Origin of the sequence: Pseudomonas sp. LG1E9 (assembly GCF_003290225.1) — a bacterium.
GTDB lineage: Bacteria > Pseudomonadota > Gammaproteobacteria > Pseudomonadales > Pseudomonadaceae > Aquipseudomonas > Aquipseudomonas cyclaminis.
Genome location: NZ_CP029983.1, coordinates 768,371 through 787,043 on the forward strand (window position 1 = coordinate 768,371; position 18,673 = coordinate 787,043).

General features: G+C 60.8%; 17 protein-coding genes. 2 read left to right on the forward strand and 15 right to left on the reverse strand.

The window, feature by feature from the left end; all coding sequences use genetic code 11:
* Nucleotides 1–62: 62 nt before the first annotated feature.
* Nucleotides 63–1,394 carry a glutamate/aspartate:proton symporter GltP gene (gene gltP / locus DNK50_RS03810; protein WP_099586214.1) on the forward strand — a complete coding sequence of 444 codons (1,332 nt, stop codon included), beginning with the start codon at nt 63–65 and terminating at the stop codon, nt 1,392–1,394.
* Nucleotides 1,395–1,491: 97 nt separating this feature from the next.
* Nucleotides 1,492–2,721, forward strand: coding sequence for a nucleoside recognition domain-containing protein (locus DNK50_RS03815; RefSeq protein ID WP_112192867.1), 1,230 nt, complete (start codon nt 1,492–1,494; stop codon nt 2,719–2,721).
* 93 nt (nt 2,722–2,814) lie between these two features.
* Here the strand turns inward: DNK50_RS03815 and DNK50_RS03820 are convergent, their stop codons facing one another.
* From DNK50_RS03820 to DNK50_RS03890, 15 genes are all read right to left on the reverse strand, one after another.
* Complete coding sequence (locus DNK50_RS03820; RefSeq protein ID WP_112192868.1) at nt 2,815–3,426, reverse strand: ABC-type transport auxiliary lipoprotein family protein; 612 nt, start codon at nt 3,424–3,426, stop codon at nt 2,815–2,817.
* Nucleotides 3,423–4,361, reverse strand: a complete 939-nt coding sequence (locus tag DNK50_RS03825; RefSeq protein ID WP_099586217.1) for an MlaD family protein — start codon at nt 4,359–4,361, stop codon at nt 3,423–3,425. Before DNK50_RS03825 ends, DNK50_RS03820 begins: the two co-directional genes overlap by 4 nt.
* Before the next feature lies 1 nt (nt 4,362).
* The gene (locus DNK50_RS03830; protein ID WP_099586218.1) at nt 4,363–5,166 is read right to left on the reverse strand and encodes an ABC transporter ATP-binding protein; all 804 of its coding nucleotides are present in this window, start codon (nt 5,164–5,166) and stop codon (nt 4,363–4,365) included.
* Nucleotides 5,163–6,311 carry an ABC transporter permease gene (locus DNK50_RS03835; protein WP_099586219.1) on the reverse strand — a complete coding sequence of 383 codons (1,149 nt, stop codon included), beginning with the start codon at nt 6,309–6,311 and terminating at the stop codon, nt 5,163–5,165. The genes DNK50_RS03830 and DNK50_RS03835 overlap by 4 nt, the downstream gene beginning before the upstream one ends.
* 55 nt (nt 6,312–6,366) lie before the next feature.
* A complete protein-coding gene (locus DNK50_RS03840) occupies nt 6,367–7,398 on the reverse strand; it encodes a DUF5924 family protein (RefSeq protein ID WP_099586220.1) in 1,032 nt (343 codons plus the stop codon).
* A gap of 72 nt (nt 7,399–7,470) precedes the next feature.
* Nucleotides 7,471–8,853 (reverse strand): pitrilysin family protein, encoded by a 1,383-nt coding sequence (locus DNK50_RS03845; protein ID WP_112192869.1) that lies wholly within the window; start codon nt 8,851–8,853, stop codon nt 7,471–7,473.
* Between the two features lie 57 nt (nt 8,854–8,910).
* On the reverse strand, nt 8,911–10,569 hold the full coding sequence (locus DNK50_RS03850; protein ID WP_112192870.1) for a Na/Pi cotransporter family protein: 1,659 nt from the start codon (nt 10,567–10,569) through the stop codon (nt 8,911–8,913).
* Nucleotides 10,570–10,781: 212 nt separating this feature from the next.
* Entirely contained in the window at nt 10,782–11,549 is a 768-nt protein-coding gene (locus DNK50_RS03855) for a TerC family protein (protein ID WP_099586223.1), read from the reverse strand.
* 64 nt (nt 11,550–11,613) lie between these two features.
* On the reverse strand, nt 11,614–12,921 hold the full coding sequence (locus DNK50_RS03860) for a CitMHS family transporter (protein WP_099586224.1): 1,308 nt from the start codon (nt 12,919–12,921) through the stop codon (nt 11,614–11,616).
* 317 nt (nt 12,922–13,238) lie between these two features.
* Nucleotides 13,239–15,200 carry a DUF4105 domain-containing protein gene (locus tag DNK50_RS03865; RefSeq protein WP_112192871.1) on the reverse strand — a complete coding sequence of 654 codons (1,962 nt, stop codon included), beginning with the start codon at nt 15,198–15,200 and terminating at the stop codon, nt 13,239–13,241.
* Nucleotides 15,197–15,517, reverse strand: a complete 321-nt coding sequence (locus tag DNK50_RS03870; protein ID WP_099586226.1) for a DUF2388 domain-containing protein — start codon at nt 15,515–15,517, stop codon at nt 15,197–15,199. Before DNK50_RS03870 ends, DNK50_RS03865 begins: the two co-directional genes overlap by 4 nt.
* A 39-nt stretch (nt 15,518–15,556) precedes the next feature.
* Complete coding sequence (locus DNK50_RS03875) at nt 15,557–15,865, reverse strand: DUF2388 domain-containing protein (protein WP_099586227.1); 309 nt, start codon at nt 15,863–15,865, stop codon at nt 15,557–15,559.
* A 106-nt stretch (nt 15,866–15,971) separates the two neighbouring features.
* Nucleotides 15,972–16,292, reverse strand: coding sequence for a DUF2388 domain-containing protein (locus DNK50_RS03880; RefSeq protein ID WP_099586228.1), 321 nt, complete (start codon nt 16,290–16,292; stop codon nt 15,972–15,974).
* A gap of 266 nt (nt 16,293–16,558) precedes the next feature.
* The gene (locus DNK50_RS03885) at nt 16,559–16,774 is read right to left on the reverse strand and encodes a DUF1127 domain-containing protein (protein ID WP_032885015.1); all 216 of its coding nucleotides are present in this window, start codon (nt 16,772–16,774) and stop codon (nt 16,559–16,561) included.
* 318 nt (nt 16,775–17,092) lie between these two features.
* Complete coding sequence (locus DNK50_RS03890; protein WP_112192872.1) at nt 17,093–18,586, reverse strand: acetyl-CoA hydrolase/transferase family protein; 1,494 nt, start codon at nt 18,584–18,586, stop codon at nt 17,093–17,095.
* Between the last annotated feature and the right edge of the window lie 87 nt (nt 18,587–18,673).

The window sequence follows — 18,673 nt, forward strand, 5'->3', positions numbered from 1 at the left end:
TCGCTTTCGAGCGGTCCAGCTGGCGCATTTGCCTTAAGTTCACTTGAAGTAAGGGTAATGACATGAAGAAGGCAAAGCTAAGCCTCGCCTGGCAGATCCTCATCGGGTTGGTGCTGGGGATTGCAATCGGTGCAGTGCTCAACCATTTCAGTGCTGAAAAGGCCTGGTGGATCAGCAACGTATTGCAGCCGGCGGGCGATATCTTTATCCGCCTGATCAAGATGATCGTGATCCCGATTGTGATTTCCTCGCTGATCGTCGGCATTGCCGGTGTCGGTGACGCGAAAAAGCTCGGCCGCATCGGCGTCAAAACCATCCTTTACTTCGAAGTTGTCACCACCATCGCCATTGTGGTCGGCCTGTTGCTGGCCAACCTGTTTCACCCGGGCGCGGGCATCGACATGAGCACCCTGGGTACGGTGGATATCTCCAAGTACCAGGCGACCGCCGCCGAAGTGCAGCATGAGCATGCGTTCATCGAAACCATCCTCAACCTGATCCCGTCGAACATCTTCGCCGCCGTCGCCCGTGGCGAAATGCTGCCGATCATCTTCTTCTCGGTGCTGTTCGGTCTGGGCCTGTCGAGTCTCAAGCCTGAGCTGCGCGAGCCGCTGGTGACCATGTTCCAGGGCGTGTCCGAGAGCATGTTCAAAGTCACCCACATGATCATGAAGTACGCGCCAATCGGCGTATTCGCACTGATCGCGGTGACGGTGGCCAACTTCGGCTTCGCCTCCTTGCTGCCGCTGGCCAAGCTGGTGATCCTGGTTTACGTCGCCATCCTGTTCTTCGCTTTTGCAGTATTGGGCCTGATCGCCCGTCTGTTCGGCTTCTCGATCCTCAAGCTGATGCGCATCTTCAAGGATGAGCTGGTACTGGCCTACTCCACCGCCAGCTCTGAAACCGTGCTGCCGCGTGTGATCGAGAAGATGGAAGCCTACGGCGCGCCGAAAGCGATCTGCAGCTTCGTGGTGCCGACCGGTTACTCGTTCAACCTCGACGGTTCGACCCTGTACCAGAGCATCGCGGCAATCTTTATCGCCCAGCTGTATGGCATCGACCTGTCGATCGGCCAGCAACTGATGCTGGTGCTGACCCTGATGGTCACCTCCAAAGGCATCGCCGGCGTGCCGGGCGTGTCCTTTGTGGTACTGCTGGCCACCTTGGGCAGCGTGGGTATTCCGCTGGAAGGCCTGGCGTTCATCGCCGGTGTGGACCGCATCATGGACATGGCGCGTACCGCGCTCAACGTGATCGGTAACGCGCTGGCGGTATTGGTCATCTCCCGTTGGGAAGGCATGTACGACGACGCCAAGGGCGAGCGCTACTGGAACTCGCTGCCACACTGGCGCACCAAGCAAGCCCTGCCGACGGCCCAAGCCACTCGCGGCTGATCGTAGGACAGCTTGAAGACAAACCCCGGTAAATCCGGGGTTTGTCGTTTCTGCCAGCCCCGCTATCATTCGCCCCATCTTTCGGGGGATTCAACTGATGCTCAATGGCCTGTGGCTTGGCTTTTTTGTCGTGGCAATGGTGTCAGCACTGGCGCAATGGCTGGTGGGCGGTAACGCCGGGATTTTTGCAGCGATGGTCGAAAGCATTTTCGCCATGGCCAAGCTGTCGGTGGAAGTGATGGTGCTGCTGTTCGGCACCCTGACGCTGTGGCTGGGCTTCTTGCGCATTGCCGAGAAGGCCGGGATTGTCGATTGGCTGGCCAAGGCCCTTGGCCCGCTGTTCCGCCGCCTGATGCCGGAAGTGCCCGCCGGCCACCCGGCCATCGGTTTGATCACCCTTAACTTCGCCGCCAACGGCCTGGGCCTGGACAATGCCGCGACGCCTATCGGCCTGAAGGCCATGAAGGCGTTGCAGGAACTCAACCCCATCCCCAGCACGGCGAGTAACGCGCAGATCCTCTTCCTGGTGCTCAACGCCTCGTCGCTGACGCTGCTGCCGGTGACCATCTTTATGTACCGCGCCCAGCAAGGCGCTGCCGACCCGACGCTGGTGTTCCTGCCGATCCTGTTGGCCACCAGCGCTTCCACCCTGGTGGGCCTGCTTTCGGTGGCGGTGATGCAGCGCCTGCGGCTGTGGGACCCGGTGGTGCTGGCTTACCTGATTCCGGGTGCGCTGGTGCTGGGTGGCTTTATGGCGTTACTGGCAACCCTGTCCGCCACCGCGCTGGCCGGTTTGTCGTCGATCCTCGGTAACCTCACATTGTTTGGCCTGATCATGCTGTTCCTGGTGATCGGTGCGCTGCGCAAGGTGAAGGTGTACGAAGCATTTGTCGAAGGCGCCAAAGAAGGCTTCGACGTGGCCAAGAACCTGCTGCCTTACTTGGTCGCGATGCTCTGTGCCGTCGGCGTGCTGCGTGCTTCGGGAGCCCTGGAGTTCGGCCTGGAAGGCATTCGCCACGTGGTGGCATGGACCGGCCTGGACACGCGCTTCGTCGATGCGTTGCCGACCGCGATGGTCAAGCCGTTCTCCGGCAGCGCCGCGCGGGCAATGCTGATCGAGACCATGCAAACTCAGGGCGTGGACAGTTTCCCGGCACTGGTCGCGGCGACGATCCAGGGCAGTACGGAAACCACCTTTTATGTGTTGGCGGTGTACTTCGGTTCGGTGGGCATTCAGCGGGCGCGGCATGCGGTGGGGTGTGCTTTGCTGGCGGAGTTTGCCGGTGTCGTGGCGGCGATTGCCGTGTGCTACTGGTTCTTTGGTTAAGGTTTAGAGTGCTATCGGGGGCAAGCCCCCTCCCACATGTTGATCTGTGAACACATTCAAAATGTGGGAGGGGGCTTGCCCCCGATGAGGCCCTCAGCGTTTCGCAACACCGCTGCCCTGCTGCACCACCCAGTCCACCACCTGCTTATTCAGCTGATCCCCCGCCAACCCAAACCCTGCCACCACCGCCGGTACTTTGATGTCAGTCACCGGCTGGTGCACTTCAAAGCGCCGGCTGGCAATGATTCGCTGATCACTCCCCCGCACCAAGCGTGCGTCGAGGCGGATCACCACCTCCACCGCGCTGCCCCGGTACTCGCTCTGAAACGCCTGCAATTGCCCGCCCAGCTCATAGTCGGCCTGCAGATTGGTGTCGTCGGTGCTCAACAGCGTCACCCGGCCATCGCGCTGGAAGCCGTCCAGCAGGCGATTACGCAACAGCACCGGCGCGGGGTCGCTCCAGCGCGAGTTGGCGTAGCTGCTGATCAGGTCGCCATTGGGCACCACGGCGATGCGTGGGCTGTCGAGGAACTCGCTGGTTTGTGGTTTGCTCAGCCGTAGCGACCAGCTCACCGGCGTGCCTTGGGTCGTCGCCTGGGCCGAGGCCAGGCGGTACACGTCCGACGGGTCGGCCTTGGGCAGGATCGAGCAGGCGCTCACCAGTGCCAGCGCCACAGGCGCGATCATTTGATAAGCACGCTTCATGGCGTGAACTCCTTGTTCTTGTCACTGCCCAGCAGGTAACCGCTGGGATTGGCTTCCAGGCGGCGGGAGATGGCGCGCAGCGAACCGAGGGTTTCGCGCAGTTCGCGCACGGCCGGCGCCAGTTCGTTGAGGCCCTGCATGCCGCTGTTCACCGAGTCCTTGTTATTGGTCAGCAAGGTATTGATGGTGGCGGTGCTTTGCTCCAGGGATTTCATCGCCTGTTCGGCACTGCCGAAGGCTTGCTTGCCTTGATCATTGAGCAAGCCATTGGCATTGCGCATCAGCACGGTGGTCTGCTCCAGCGCCGCGCTGGCCTGTTTGCTCACCTGCATCAGTTGTTGCATCACCACTTTGATGTCGCCGCGCTGGTCGGCAATGGCGCCGGTGGTTTGCTGCAGGTTGTCCAGGGTTTTGCTCAAACGCTCGACGTTCTCCGAGGAGAACATGTTGTTGGCGTTGTGCAGCAGCACGTTGATACCGGTCATTAAGTCATTGCTGTTATTGAGCAACCGCGCGATGGGCGATGGCGAGGCGATAATCTGCGGCAGGTTGCCGTCCTTGCCCTTGAGCACCGCACTTTGGGGCGTGCCGCCGCTGAGCTGGATGATCGACGTACCGGTGATGCCGGTCAGCGCGAGTTTGGCCTGGGTGTCCTCCTTGATCGGCGTCTGCCCGGCCAAGCGGATACGCGCGAGTACGCGGCGCGGGTCGTTGGGGTCCAGGCTCAAGCTGATCACGTCGCCCACCTTGATCCCGCTGTATTGCACCGAGCTGCCCTGGGACAGGCCGCTGACCGCTTCGTTGAAGATCACTTCGTAATCCTGGAAGGCGCTGTCGACGCTGGATTTGGCCAGCCACAGGCCAAACAGCATCGCGCCGACCACTACGATCACGCTGAACAGTCCGATCATCACATGATGGGCTCGGGTTTCCATGTCATACCTCGTTGAGCGGTTGAGCGGCATCCAATGCCGCGCGGCCCCGGGGGCCGTGGAAGTATTCGTGAATCCAGGCGTCGTCCGTTTCCGAGACGATATCGATGGCGTCCGCCACCAGCACTTTCTTCTGCGCCAGCACCGCCACGCGGTCGGTGATGGTGTACAGCGTGTCCAGGTCATGGGTGACCAGGAACACGCTCAGGCCCAGTGCATCACGCAAGGTCAGGATCAGTTGGTCGAATTGCGCTGCGCCAATCGGGTCGAGGCCGGCGGTGGGTTCGTCGAGGAACAGGATGTCCGGGTCCAGCGCCAGGGCGCGGGCCAGTGCGGCGCGTTTGATCATGCCGCCAGACAGCGACGCAGGGTATTTGTCGGCCGCCGACAGCGGCAGCCCGGCCAGGGCCAGTTTGACCGCCGCCAGGTGCTCGGCGTCGCGGCGGCTGAGGCCGGCGTGCTCGATCAGCGGCAACGCGACGTTCTCGGTCACGGTCAGCGAGGAAAACAGCGCGCCCTTCTGGAACAGCACGCCAAAGCGCCGCTCTACCAGCGAACGCTCATGCTCCGACAGGCTCGGCAGGTTCTTGCCGAACACCCGCACTTGGCCTTCGCTGGGCCGGCGCAGGCCGACGATGCTGCGCAACAGCACCGACTTGCCGCTGCCGGAGCCGCCAACCACGGCGAGGATTTCGCCCTTGTACAAGTCCAGGTCGAGATTCTCGTGCACGCTCTGGCTACCGAACCGATTGCACAGCCCACGCACCTCGATCACCGCCTCAGCGGGTGCACGGTGTAAGCGACTCACCAGCCCATCTCCATGAAAAACAGCGCGGCGACCGCATCCAGCACGATCACCACAAAGATCGATTGCACCACGCTGGAGGTGGTGTGGGCGCCGACCGATTCGGCACTGCCGCTGACCTTGAACCCTTCAAGGCAGCCAATGGCCGCGATCAGGAAGGCGAAGATCGGTGCTTTCGCCATGCCCACCAGAAAATGCTGCACGCCGATGTCCGACTGCAGCAGCGAGAGGAACATCGCCGGCGAAATATCCAGCGCCACGGCACACACCACGCCGCCACCGACGATCCCCGAGAGCATCGCCAAAAAGGTCAGCATTGGCAGCGCCACCAGCAGCGCGAGTACGCGGGGCAATACCAGCAGTTCCATCGGGTCCAGGCCGAGAGTTCGGATCGCGTCGATTTCTTCGTTGGCCTTCATCGAGCCGATCTGCGCGGTGAAGGCACTGGCGGTGCGGCCGGCGATCAGGATCGCGGTGAGCAACACGCCGAATTCGCGCAGGAAGGAAAACGCCACCAGGTCCACGGTAAAAATCGTCGCGCCGAAGCTTTTGAGTACCGTGGCGCCTAGAAACGCCACCACGGCACCGACCAGAAAGGTCAGCAACGCCACAATGGGTGCGGCATCGAGGCCGACCTGTTCCAGATGGGCAACCATCGGCGTCAGGCGCCAGCGCTTGGGGCGCAAAATGCCGCGGGCAAAGGTTTCGAGGATCAGGCCAACGAAGCCCAACAGTTGCTTGCTGTCCTGCCAGACGGTATCCACCGCCCTACCGATGCGGGCCAGCACTTGGATACCGGCAGCCTCTTCCGGCGCTTTTTCCGGTACGCAAAAGTCATTGAGGGAGCGGTAGACGGTCTTGAGCAAGGCACGGTCGGCAGCGGACAGGCTGCAATCGGTCTGCTCGGCGGATTGCTCGATGCGGGTTGGGCCCAGTAACTCCACCAGTAGCGAGGCGCCGGCGGTATCCAGGGCGCCGAGACCATTGAGGTCGATGCGGGCACCGGCGTCGTATTGGCCGTCGAGTTTGTCCGACAGCTTCTTCAGGTTGGCATAGTGGGCCAGGGTCCAGTCCCCCGTAATCCGCAGTAACGGAGGGGTGGTGGAGGTGTCGAGGTGGGCGGCGCCGGCCGTGGGACTACTGGTCATAAGCTCCAAGCTTGTATTGGCTATCCACAATTCCTACGTAATAGCACGATACCGCTTACTTCGGGTTGTCCGTTTGTGCTGCGTCAGTCACTTTGAAACGCAGCACGCCGATCACCTGCCCATCTTCGGTCAGTACCCGAACCTGCCAGCGTCCTACCGCATCGGGCGGGAAGTTCTGCTTGTGGGTCCAGGCGCGATAGCCTTCCTTGCGCCCGCCGTGGATGTCCAGGGCGATGCGGTCGACCTCTTTGCCGTTGAATTTCCACACGTGGTAGATCCGCTCATTCAGCCCGCGTGGCGCGTTGATCGCGGTGTAGGCGTAGAGCCCGCTACTGCGCAGTTGGGCGGCGGTGACTTCCTTGAGGTCATCGCCAGGCGTGCGGTCTTGTAACTGGGTGCTGATGGCCACTTCGGTCATCCACAGGGTGGCCGGTGGTACCCAACTGCGTAGGAACCAACCTGCGCAACCAATCGCGGCCGTTACGCCCAGCAGCATCGCCCAACCCTTGAGGCTGCGCAGCGGCATGCTCACCGCCAGGCTTGGAATCGACAACGCCATGGCCACGCCGAGGGCAAGTTTGTAACTCTCGGCGGTGGTCAGGTGCAGGATGATCGGCAGCGCGGTGAGCAGTGCGGCAAACAGCGTCAGGGTGTGCAGCGCCAGGAACAGCGAGCGTTTGGGCGCCAGCCATTTGTAGTACAGCGGGTCGATGATCGACACCAGTGCCGCCGCGCCGAGCAGGCCGGTAAACACCGATTGGCCGCTGTTCCACGCCGTGGTGACGAAAAAGAACGGCAGCACGAAGAACAGACTTTCCTGATGGATCATCTGGGTGGCGTAGCGCAGCAGCGGTTCGGGAATTTCCCGCTTGAATACCTTGGTAAACAGCTGGGTGAAGCTGTTCTCCAACATCAGCCACAACCAGCTCACCAGCATGATGACCGCGATCCAACTGGCCATGCCCTGCTGGCGGTCCACCAAAATGAAGCTGCACACACCCGAAATGAAGCCGCCGAGTGCAATCACCCCTGGGTAGCGCTTCATCAGTTCGAGGATGCGGGTGATTAAACGGGTCACGTTTTGCATTCGGCGGTTCGCAGTCTTTGTAGGAAAAAATCCCAGACAGAATAACGTCTTAGCCTGGTGTCCGGTGCCCGATTACGTGATCCGTTTGCGATAAACCCGCACGCCGATCAACACAATGGCGATCAGGCCGAGCACGCCGGCGCCAATCCAGTTGAGCATGTCGTAGCTCAGCAGCGGTTTTTCGACGCGCCAGTAGCCTGGCTGCTTGAGCACTTGGCGCAGGGCCTGGTTGGCCTGATCCAGGTTGACGGCCTTGATGCGTTTGGCCGGATCGCTGAAGCGGCCCTTGTCGTAGTCCGCCGCGGCTGCCCAATAGTAGTCGGCCAAGGCGCTGTTGCCCTGCACCGCCCAGGCTTGCCGGGCGATGGCGGCTTGTTGCAGGCGGGCGAAGGTGGCCGGATCCAGACCGTCCTTGAGCAATTGCGCGGTGAGGTCGTGCAGCACCTGTTCGGCTTCGGGGAGGTTTTCCCGCTCAAGGTCGGCATTCAGGCTGAGGAAACCGACGCCGCCGAGCACTTCACGTTCGCTCCAGGGGCCGTAGGACAAACCGTGCTTGAGGCGCAGTTGGCGGTACAGCGCCCAGTCGAGGTAGTCCTTGAGCAGGTCGTAGGTTTCATCGTGCTGGTCGTCCAGCGTCGGTTCGGGGAACAGCCAGTGCAGTTTGGCGCCGTTACCCACCCAGCCTTGGATCAGGTCGCGGTGGCCGAGGGCGGTGTGCTGGATGTCCGGCAGGGGCCGGTGCTCGGTGGGGTCTACCGGATCGAGTTCGCCGTAGGTGCGTTCCAGGTAGGCCGGCAGCAGTTTGTCGAGTTCGCCGACGACGATCAGCGTCATGTTGTTGGGGGCGTACCAGTTTTTGCGCAGTGTCTGCAGTTGGTCGCGGGTCAAGTGCTCGACTTCGGCGCGCTCGGCGCATTTGAGGCCCAGCTCCACGGCCAGTTGATTGCTGGCGGTATGGCCGAGGTCTTGACGATCCAGCAGGCGTTGCAGGTGCGAGTAATGGCCACCATCTTCGCGTTCGACGACTTTTTTGGCCGCATCGATATTGGCGTCGGTCAGTTCAGTGCGGGTGATGATCGCCAGCAACAGGTCGAGCACCTTGCGCTGGTTGTGCGCGGGGGCCTCGATCACGAAGGTGGTGTCGGCATTGCTGGTGTAGGCGTTCCACTCGCCGCCCAGGGCCTGCATGCGCTCTTCGAGGTCGCCTTCGCCGCCGCCGTCGATGCCACTGAACAGCAAGTGTTCGAGCAAGTGCGGCAGTTCCTTTTCCTCACAGGCGAAGTCATCCAGGCCTACACCGACTACCAGCCGGATCGCCACGTGCCCACGTTCGGTACCCGGTTTGAGCAGCAATTGCAGGCCGTTGGGCAAGGTGTAGCCCTCGACTTGCAGGCGGTCAAAGGCAAAGGCGTGGGCAGAACCCATGAGCAGGCAGGCAAATAACAGGCGACGCATAACTGGCTTCCTGGCGAGTGAGGTCAGCTTTAACTGACTTCACGGGCCATCGTACGTTCAGGGCGAATGCGTGATGTCGGCAATATCTTCGGCCGAGAGCGCGCCAGTGTCGGACGTTTCCAACACTACATACGCACTGCTGCAAAACAACGAGTTGAGGCGTTTCATGTCGGCAATCAGCTCCAAGTGCAGGGAACTGGTCTCCAGGCTTTGTACGATTTTGCGTTGCAGGCGACTCACGTGGGCGTGGGCCAGGCGGCGTTCCTGGGCGCGAAAGCGGCGTTTCTCACGCAGCAATTGACGCGCGCTTTCCGGGTCGGCGCTGAGGAACACCGAAAGGCCCAGTCGCAGGTTGGCGATCAATTGGCTGTGCAGTCCGGTGAGTTCTTCCAGGCCGACTTCAGAAAACTGGCGGCGCTGGGAGGTTTTCTGCTGCTGGACTTTGCGCAGCATGCGTTCGATCAGGTCGCCGGCGAGCTTCAGGTTGATCGACAGCTCAATGATTTCGGCCCAGCGGCGGCTGTCCTGTTCGCTGAGGTCTTCGCGGGGCATTTGTGCCAGGTAGAGTTTGATCGCGCTGTAGAGCGCTTCGACGTCATCGCTGAGACTGCGCATCTCCTGGGTGATGGCGGTTTGCTTGCCACGCAGTACTTCCAGCATAGAGGTGAGCATGTAGTCGATCAGGTCGCCCAGGCGCAGGGTTTCGCGTGCGGCATTGGCCAGTGCCAGGCTGGGCGTGGTGAGGGCCGTGAGGTCCAGATGACGGGGTTTGGCCTTGCCGTTGGAGTCTTCTCGTTCGGGCAGCAGCCACGCGCACAGACGCGCCATTGGGCCGATGGTCGGTAGCAGGATCAGGCAGCGGCTGACGTTGTAGAGCAGGTGGAAGGTGATGACCATGCCTTGGGTGCTGTAGTCCAAATCATCCATCCAGCGCACGAGGGGGTCGAGCACCGGAATGATCAGCAGCAGGCCGATCAGCTTGTACAACAGGCTGCCGAGGGCCACCTGGCGCCCGGCGGCGTTTTGCATGCTGGTGCTGAGGAAGGCCAGCACGCCGCTGCCGATGTTGGCACCGATCACCAGGCCGATGGCCACGTGCAGGCCGATCACACCGGCACCGGCCAGGGTGGCCGTCAGTAGGACAGCAGCCAAGCTTGAGTAGGAAATCATCGCGAACAAGGCGCCGACCAGGGCGTCGAGCAGGATGTCGCCAGTCAGCGAAGCGAAGATCACTTTGACGCCCTGGGCATGGGTAATCGGCCCGGCGGCTTCGACGATCAGTTGCAGCGCGAGGATGATCAGCCCGAGGCCAATCCCCACCCGCCCCAACTGCCCTGCCCGCGTCTGTTTTCGTGACAGAAAGAAAGTAACGCCGAGGAAGATCAGCAGCGGTGACAGCCAGGACAAGTCCAAGGTCAGTACCCGCGCCATCAGCGCGGTACCGACGTCGGCGCCGAGCATGGTCGCCAGGGCGGGCATCAGCCCCATCAGGCCCTGGCCGACAAATGAGGTCACCAGCATAGCGGTGGCGTTGCTGCTCTGGACCATGGCTGTCACCAGGATACCGGCGACAAACGCAAGCCAGCGCTTGGACATGTTATGCCCGATGACCTGACGCAAATTGGAGCCGTAGACCCGCAGGATGCCGGTACGGACGATGTGCGTGCCCCAGATAAGCAGGGTCACGGCGGAAAGCAGATTGAGCAAGGTCAGCATGCTCGGCCCCCCGTGTAGGTGTGCTCCAACAGGAGCGAAGGAAAATTGCCGCGTGCCGCTCTACGTCTTGTACTTAAGCTGTAGTTGGCGAATGGGCTCTGCGCCAGCATCGCATAGCTAAAGTGGGGATTGAAACAAAACTGTCATGAAGTCAGCTTTGTGCGGATGAAAAAAACGGGACGCAAGCGCCCCGTTTTTTCGACTGGCTCGGGTTATTGACCCGGGATGTCCTTGCGCAGTTTCACGGGATCCTGCTGTTTCTTCTTTTTCGCGATGGCGGTGCGCATCTTGATGTTCACCGCTTCTACTGCCAGCGAGAACGCCATGGCGAAGTAGACGTAGCCTTTTGGCACGTGCACATCGAAGGACTCGGCGATCAGCACGGTACCCACCACCAGCAGGAACGACAGCGCCAGCATTTTCAGCGACGGGTGCTTGTCGATGAATTCGCTGATGGTGCCAGCAGCCAGCATCATCACCAGGACGGCAACCACGATGGCGGCAACCATGACCGGTACATGGGAGACCATGCCGACAGCCGTGATCACCGAGTCCAGGGAGAACACGATGTCGATAATCGCGATCTGGATGATGGTGTAGATGAACTTGCCACCGGCGCCTTTCGGCTCGTCGTGGGATTCGTCTTCACCTTCCAGGGCGTGGTACATCTCTTGGGAGCTTTTCCACAGCAGGAACAGACCACCGAAGAACAGAATCAGATCGCGACCGGAAATGCCTTGGCCAAACACCACGAACAGGTCGGCGGTGAGTTGCATGACCCAGGTGATCGACAGCAGCAGCAGGATACGCGTGACCATGGCCAGCGCCAGGCCGAAGATCCGGGTGCGGGCCTGCATATGCTTGGGCATGCGGCTGACCAGGATCGAAATCATGATGATGTTATCGATGCCCAGGACGATCTCCAGGGCCGTCAGGGTGAAGAAGGCAATCCAGATTTCCGGATTGGTCAGCCATTCCATGTGTATTCCTTTGAGCGTGTGTTAGACCGCACCGGCGTAGGGCCGGCGCAGTTGGGTTGTACGATTATAGAGTGCTGAACAGCGGAAAAATCCCCATCAGCAATGCAGCGAACATTATGCACAGGCACACCAGCACTGCCCACTTCAGGGTGAAGCGCTGGTGATCGCCAAATTCGATACCGGCCAGGGCCACCAGCAAGTAGGTCGACGGTACCAACGGGCTGAGCAAGTGCACCGGTTGGCCAACGATGGAGGCGCGGGCCATCTCCACGGCGGTGATGCCGTAGTGGCTGGCGGCTTCGGCCAGCACCGGCAGCACGCCATAGTAGAACGCATCGTTGGACATGAAGAAGGTAAACGGCATGCTCACCAGCGCCGTGATCACCGCCAGGTACGGGCCCAGGGCGTCAGGGATGACTGCCAGCAGGCTCTTGGACATGGCATCGACCATGCCGGTACCCGACAGGATGCCGGTGAAGATACCCGCAGCGAAGATCAACCCCACCACCGCGAGTACGCTGCCAGCATGGGCGGCGACGCGGTCTTTCTGCTGTTGCAGGCATGGGTAGTTGACGATCATCGCGATACTGAACGCCACCATGAACAGCACCGGCAGCGGCAGCAGGCCGGCGATCAGTGTGCACATCAGGGCCAGGGTCAGGGCGCCGTTGAACCAGATCAGCTTCGGACGGCGCGCGTCGGGGAATTGCGACACGCTGATTTCGCTGTGGTCGATCTCGTCGCCCTGCAGGTGCAGTTCACCCAGGCGCGCACGCTCGCGCTTGCCGTACATGTAGGCGATCACCAGGATCGCGACGACGCCGGCGGCCATGGCTGGGATCATTGGTACGAAAATATCCGAAGGGTCCACGTGCAGCGCACTGGCGGCGCGGGCGGTCGGGCCACCCCAAGGGGTCATATTCATCACGCCACCGGCGAGAATGATCAAGCCGGCCATGATGCGCGGGCTCATGCCAATGCGCTGGTACAGCGGCAGCATGGCGGCCACGCAGATCATGTAGGTGGTGGCGCCGTCACCGTCCAGGGACACGACCAAGGCCAATACGGCGGTGCCGACCGAAACCTTCAGCGGGTCGCCTTTGACCATCTTGAGGATCTTGCGCACGGCCGGGTCGAACAGGCCGGAGTCGATCATCAAGGCGAAGTAGAGAATGGCGAACATCAGCATCACGCCGGTCGGCGCAAGCTTGGTGATGCCCGCAAGCATCATCGGGCCGATCTCTGGTGCAAAGCCACCAAACAGGGCGAACAGGATCGGCACAATGATCAAGGCGATCAGCGCGGACAGGCGCTTGGTCATGATCAGGAACATGAACGTGATGACCATGGCAAAGCCAAGGAAAGTCAGCATAGGAATACTCCAGGCGTAGCGCGGCTAGGGAATGGCGAACCGGGGTGGATTCAGCGCAGAACGAAAGGCACGAAGCGTACGGGGGGAGTTGGGGCGAACAGGCGGGTACGGGCGGACATCGGGAATCACCATTGTTGTTGTAAACAGCCGGTCTTTTGCCGGCAGTGAAAGCGATCCTAGACGTGAAAGCTTTCAGCCAGCTTTCGTTGGCCAAACAGGTGATGTGGAAAAGACGCACGGTCTACAGGAATACACAGTTCAAATGTGGGAGGGGGCAAGCCCCCTCCCACATTTGAACTGTGTTTATCTCGGCTGCTTCAAGGCAGCTCAAGGCCGCCGGCTGCCTTGTGCAGTTTGCGCAGGTGCTCACCTACCTGCTTGAGGTTGGCCTCGCACGCGGCGATCTCGGCGGCGCGGGAAGGCTCCAGCAGCGCCCTTACCTCTTTATCCAGCTCGCCGGTCAGCGACTGCAGTTGTTTCTGGCGTTCGGCGCTTTCCGATTCCAGACGCTTGGCTTCCGACGGTTGTGGCAGGCCGTAACCGCCGCTACCCAGCAATTCGGCTGGTCGGCTGAGGAAGCCACTGTTGGCGAGGATCTGTTGCAGTGTGGCGTTGGCTTTTTCCATGCCGCCGTTTTTCAGCTCGCGGGCCCCAAGGTAGCGTTGTTTGACCTCATCCTGGGCCAGCATCAATTGCTTGCGAAAGCTGGCTTGTTCCAGCAGCAGCAACGCGGCGCTGGTGCGCAGATCGGCCTGGTCGAACCATGGGCGGCGTTCGGCGGCACTCAACGATAGCCAGTCTTCAACCTGGGTTTGTTTGATCGGCAGGTGTTTGCGCAGCACGTCGAACATCGCCTGGTAACGCTCGCGGAACGAGTCGAAGTGATAGCCCAGGCGCAGCGCTTCGCGTTTGTTGTCCAGCACGCTGGTATCGGCCAGGCCCCGGGCTTGCAGCACTTCCAGCAGGCCGTTGGGGGTGATGTTGTCAAGGCCGGTCAATTGCGGGTTGGCGCTGCCGCTGCGTAACAGCTTCAGGCTTTCGACCGCGCAGTTATTGGACAGGAAGAAGTAACTGCCGTCGTAGCTCCAGTGCATTTCTGCGGCGTGTTCGACGGTGTCGTTGATCTCTTGGCGTGAGAGCTTCAATGGCACGGAGGCCAGCCCGCGCAGTTCGGTCTTGGTGTATTCGTCGATGACTTGGGCCAAGGGCAACACGAACAGCCGTGACGGGTACTTGCCCACCAGCCCATCCCAGCTCGACAGTTGTACGTCGCCGACAAATGCGCGGTAGGACAAGACCAGATGCTGGTCAAGATCCAGCCGGCAATCCGGGCCACGGGGGCGGCCCGGAGCGCAGATCACCAGGCGCAACATGCTGTGGCCCCAGCGGCTGACCAGGTTCTGGTTGGCTTCGGCGAGCAGGTAGTCGATCTCGTAGACGCGCTCCGGGTCCACATGGCCCAGCGGTGTCTTGGCGAAGTCGTTACCGGCATTGAGGAACGGGTAGGCCTTGGCGCAGGCGTCCTGTTCAGGCGGCGCCCAGCCGAAGTGTTGCTGGTAATAGCGGAACAGTGCCGGGCGTCGGCAGGCGTAGCTTGGGTCTAGGAGGAAATACTCCATGTTGACCGCGACGAATTCCAGCGGGCTGGTGGTTTCGTAGATGTCCGGGCTGCGCACGATTTGGCGGTTGTGCTGCTCGCGCTCACCACGCCGACCGACGTACTGCGGCCAGCCGGCGAGGTCCAGCAGGCGTGGGTCATCGCTGAGGGTGAAGCGGCGCTCATTCTGGCCACGGCATTGATCGGGCAGGCCGATCAGGCCGGTGATGTTGTTCTGGCGGCTGCAACGCTGGATCAGTGCGCGCTCGTCCTTGGACCACAGGCGTGCACGGTCATAGATATGGGTCAGTTCATGCAGCACGGTGGCAAGCATTTCCCGGCGCACGGTGCCATGAGGACGATTGGTTTTCTGGGTGGCGGCGCTGCCATCGGTCAGGCTGGCGAGCAGGTTGCGGTTGAGGTCCAGCTCGGACACCAGCGAGGCCTGGCCATAGGCATTCTCGGGCATCTTGTCGGTCCAGCCGACATCAATGCGCCGGTCCAGCTGCTCGACAAAGCGCGGCGGCAGTGAGCGCATCGCTTCATCGAGCAATGCCTGGCTGGCCTGCTGTTCGGCCGGGCTCAAGCCGTCTGTCTTGAGCCGCAGTTGCAGGCTGGCCTGGGCTGCGCTGGCACACAGCAGCACAGTCCCGGCCAGGAGCCAGGCAGTGAGGCGCCTCACAGAGCGAGGATGGCTTCGGCGAGGGTCTGGTCGCTGGCGTCGCGGGCTTCCGGCAGGCGGGTGCGCAGGGTGTCGAAGGCGGCTTCCAACTGGGCGCCACGGATTTCGCCGTGGGTGGCGACGAAGCTGGCGGCGTCATCGTGGGCTTCGCGCACGACTTTGGAGTCACGGATAGAGGTGGTGGTGTCCGAAGTGAAATCAATGGTGCGGCCGGAGGCGCGAACAATGATGTTACTGGTGGCCACCAGGGTTTGTGCCTGTGCAACGTCGGCCAACAACAGCAAGCCTAGGGTGGCGGCGATCAGCGGGCTACGCATGGAAGAACTCCGAATACAAAGATGGAAATACAAAGATGATTATTGGACGAGAATTGCCTGCGCCAGTTCAAGGTCGCTCGCATGAAGTTTTGGTTGGGTCCGGCGCAGGTAATCCAATGCCGATTCCAGCCGTGCCCCCCGCCATTGGCCGTCAGTGGCGATGAACGCGGCAGCGTCATCCTGGGCGGCCACTACTACTTTGCGGTCGAACGGTGCGGAGGTCACCTTGCTGGTGGCATACGCGCTCGCGACTGTGCTCTGGATGGTCAGGTCAAAGGCCGAAGCCACTGGCGACCAACCGGCGAAAAACACGACAGGGACAATTAACAGGCGGTATGAAAAAGCCATGGGACTCGACAACTGAAAGCGAGCGCCAAGGCTAGCGCAATGCCCGGGCGAGAGCCAGCGCCGAGGCATTCGGGAGCGGCTGGCGCTCCCCTGATTTTCGTTGCAATTAAATAGCCAGGATGGCCTGGGCCAGCTGTGCGTCAGTCGCGGTGTTCAGTTGTGGGGCTTGTTGGCGGATCTGTGCCAGGGCGCTTTCCAGCTTCACACCACGGATGGCGCCTTCGCTGGCAACAAAGCTGGCGGCGTCGTCACGGGCGGCGCGCACAACCTTGTTATCGCGCAGGGACGAAGTGGCATCGGAGGTGGCGTCGGACGTGGCCTTCAGTGCGCCGACGATGGAGTCGGTGGTCACGATGAAGCTGGTGGCATTGGCGTTGGCGGCCAGGACCAACAGGGCGGCGGCACTAAGCAGGCGAAGACGGGGCATGGGGTGACTCCTGTAGATGAATGTAAAGGTCGCTTTAAACTGGATATTAGGCCGGGGCTTGTCAGTTCGGGTAGGTTTTGTGTGAGTTGACTGACTGTACCTATTATAGGTGTTACTTTGAAAACTGTACTGGTTCGATTGAATCCATCGCTGTAAATCCATACGACGAATACAACAAAGCCCGCCTCCGGTCTCCCGGGGCGGGCTTTGTCTTAACAAATCAGTGCTGGCAGTGGACCCGGTGGGTCAGGGCCAGCGAGCGCAAATTAGCGCCAGAACGGCTTGCTGAGCTCTTCGTAGCGTTGAGCTTCGCTGATACCGGCGTCAGCCAGCAGACGCGAATCCAGACGGGCCAGTTGGTGGCGGCTGGAGATACGGCGCTGCCACAACATCAGGTTGGCAAGAACGCGCAGAGGCATGGAGGCCTGGGTGTTTACAGCTTTCTCTTCGAAGAACAGTTCGGAACTGAGTGTACGTTCCATGATGACATCCTTCCGCTTATGGCGGGATTAGGTAGTGGTTTAACTGATGCCAATGATCCTCTTCCGGCGCAAGACTCTCTAGATACAGTTCACCTGTATTGTGAGGGGCCAGTTAACTGTTTATGGGTGCTGTACTGTACGGAAATGGGGCAACTGTACCTATCTGCACTGAATTAGTGCGAAATAGGCATCTTCGAGGGTTGATGTGGGATTTATCTGTTGAAAAAGACCGGTACAGCAGTACAGTTTTTTCAGGAACCGGCGGGGATGCCGCCGAGCTGATGAAACTGTGTTTGCATCAGCTCGGATCTGTATCAATCAAGCCTTGAGCATATGCCCGGTTTCTTCCAGGTTGATGTGCCAACTCAGTGCTTCGCGCAGGATGTGGGGCGTGTGCCCGCCGATGGCACAGGCTTCGGTGAAGTAACTGTTCAGCGCATCGCGGTACGCCGGGTGTACACAGTTGTCGATGATCACGCGGGCGCGCTCCCGTGGCGCCAGGCCACGCAAGTCAGCCAGGCCGATTTCGGTCACAAGGATGTCGACATCATGCTCGGTATGGTCCACATGGCTGACCATCGGCACCACGCTGGAAATTGCGCCGCCCTTTGCAATTGATTTGGTTACGAAGATCGCCAGATGCGCGTTACGTGCAAAATCGCCTGAGCCGCCGATGCCGTTCATCATGCGGGTGCCGCAGACGTGGGTGGAGTTGACGTTGCCGTAGATGTCGAACTCCAGCGCAGTGTTGATCCCGATAATGCCCAGTCGACGCACCACTTCGGGGTGGTTGGAGATTTCCTGTGGGCGCAGCACCAGCTTGTCCTTGTAGTGCTCCAGGTTGCCGAACACGTCGGCATTGCGCCGCTCCGACAGCGTGATCGAGCTGCCCGAGGCAAAGCTCAGCTTGCCGGCATCGATCAGGTCGAAGGTCGAGTCCTGCAGCACTTCGGAATACATGGTCAGGTCTTCGAACGGCGAGTCAATCAAGCCGCACATCACCGCGTTCGCGATGTTCCCGATACCGGCCTGCAGCGGGCCGAGCTTGTTGGTCATGCGTCCGGCCTCCACTTCCTGCTTGAGGAAGTGGATCAAGTGATTGGCGATCCCTTGAGTGTCGCTGTCGGGAGGCGTAACCGTAGAAGCCGAGTCCGCTTGGTTGGTGATGACAATGGCGACAATCTTTTCCGGCGGGATGGGAATCGCGGTGCTGCCGATGCGGTCATCGACCTTCACCAGGGGGATCGGCGTGCGAGTCGGCCGGTAGGTCGGGATATAGATGTCGTGCAACCCTTCCAGGTTCGGGTTGTGCGCCAGGTTGATCTCGATGATCACCTGCTTGGCGAAAATCGCGAAGCTGGCCGAATTACCTACGGAGGTAGTGGGCACAATATGCCCTTGCTCGGTGATCGCCACGGCCTCGATCACAGCAATGTCCGGCAGCTTGAGCTGGTTGTTGCGCAGCTGCTCGACGGTTTCCGACAGATGTTGGTCGATAAACATGACTTCGCCGGCATTGATTGCCTTGCGCAGGGTGCTGTCGACCTGGAACGGCATGCGTCGCGACAGTACACCGGCTTCGGTCAGTTGTTTGTCCAGGTCATTACCCAGGCTGGCGCCGGTCATCAGGGTGATTTTCAGCGGCGACGTCTTGGCGCGCTCGGCCAGGGCGTGTGGGACGGCCTTGGCTTCACCGGCTCGGGTGAAGCCGCTCATGCCGACGGTCATGCCGTCCTCGATCAAGGCGGCGGCGTCAGCCGCGCTCATGACCTTGTTCAACAACGAAGGCAAGCGGATACGATCACGGTACATGAATTGTTATCTCAGGCTACGGAAGCAAGGTGGGCAGTGTAGTGATTTCAAAAAGTTTCGGCCCGCTACCATGGTCGAATGCCGAGT

What these genes read in the sequence shown, in the direction of transcription:
- DNK50_RS03820 (WP_112192868.1), bottom strand. Translation starts at nt 3,426, where the DNA reads ATGAAGCGTGCTTATCAAATGATCGCGCCTGTGGCGCTGGCACTGGTG.
- DNK50_RS03815 (WP_112192867.1), top strand. Translation starts at nt 1,492, where the DNA reads ATGCTCAATGGCCTGTGGCTTGGCTTTTTTGTCGTGGCAATGGTGTCA.
- DNK50_RS03885 (WP_032885015.1), bottom strand. Translation starts at nt 16,774, where the DNA reads ATGGAACGTACACTCAGTTCCGAACTGTTCTTCGAAGAGAAAGCTGTA.
- DNK50_RS03825 (WP_099586217.1), bottom strand. Translation starts at nt 4,361, where the DNA reads ATGGAAACCCGAGCCCATCATGTGATGATCGGACTGTTCAGCGTGATC.
- gltP (WP_099586214.1), top strand. Translation starts at nt 63, where the DNA reads ATGAAGAAGGCAAAGCTAAGCCTCGCCTGGCAGATCCTCATCGGGTTG.
- DNK50_RS03870 (WP_099586226.1), bottom strand. Translation starts at nt 15,517, where the DNA reads ATGCGTAGCCCGCTGATCGCCGCCACCCTAGGCTTGCTGTTGTTGGCC.
- DNK50_RS03835 (WP_099586219.1), bottom strand. Translation starts at nt 6,311, where the DNA reads ATGACCAGTAGTCCCACGGCCGGCGCCGCCCACCTCGACACCTCCACC.
- DNK50_RS03880 (WP_099586228.1), bottom strand. Translation starts at nt 16,292, where the DNA reads ATGCCCCGTCTTCGCCTGCTTAGTGCCGCCGCCCTGTTGGTCCTGGCC.
- DNK50_RS03860 (WP_099586224.1), bottom strand. Translation starts at nt 12,921, where the DNA reads ATGCTGACTTTCCTTGGCTTTGCCATGGTCATCACGTTCATGTTCCTG.
- DNK50_RS03850 (WP_112192870.1), bottom strand. Translation starts at nt 10,569, where the DNA reads ATGCTGACCTTGCTCAATCTGCTTTCCGCCGTGACCCTGCTTATCTGG.
- DNK50_RS03855 (WP_099586223.1), bottom strand. Translation starts at nt 11,549, where the DNA reads ATGGAATGGCTGACCAATCCGGAAATCTGGATTGCCTTCTTCACCCTG.
- DNK50_RS03845 (WP_112192869.1), bottom strand. Translation starts at nt 8,853, where the DNA reads ATGCGTCGCCTGTTATTTGCCTGCCTGCTCATGGGTTCTGCCCACGCC.
- DNK50_RS03840 (WP_099586220.1), bottom strand. Translation starts at nt 7,398, where the DNA reads ATGCAAAACGTGACCCGTTTAATCACCCGCATCCTCGAACTGATGAAG.
- DNK50_RS03890 (WP_112192872.1), bottom strand. Translation starts at nt 18,586, where the DNA reads ATGTACCGTGATCGTATCCGCTTGCCTTCGTTGTTGAACAAGGTCATG.
- DNK50_RS03875 (WP_099586227.1), bottom strand. Translation starts at nt 15,865, where the DNA reads ATGGCTTTTTCATACCGCCTGTTAATTGTCCCTGTCGTGTTTTTCGCC.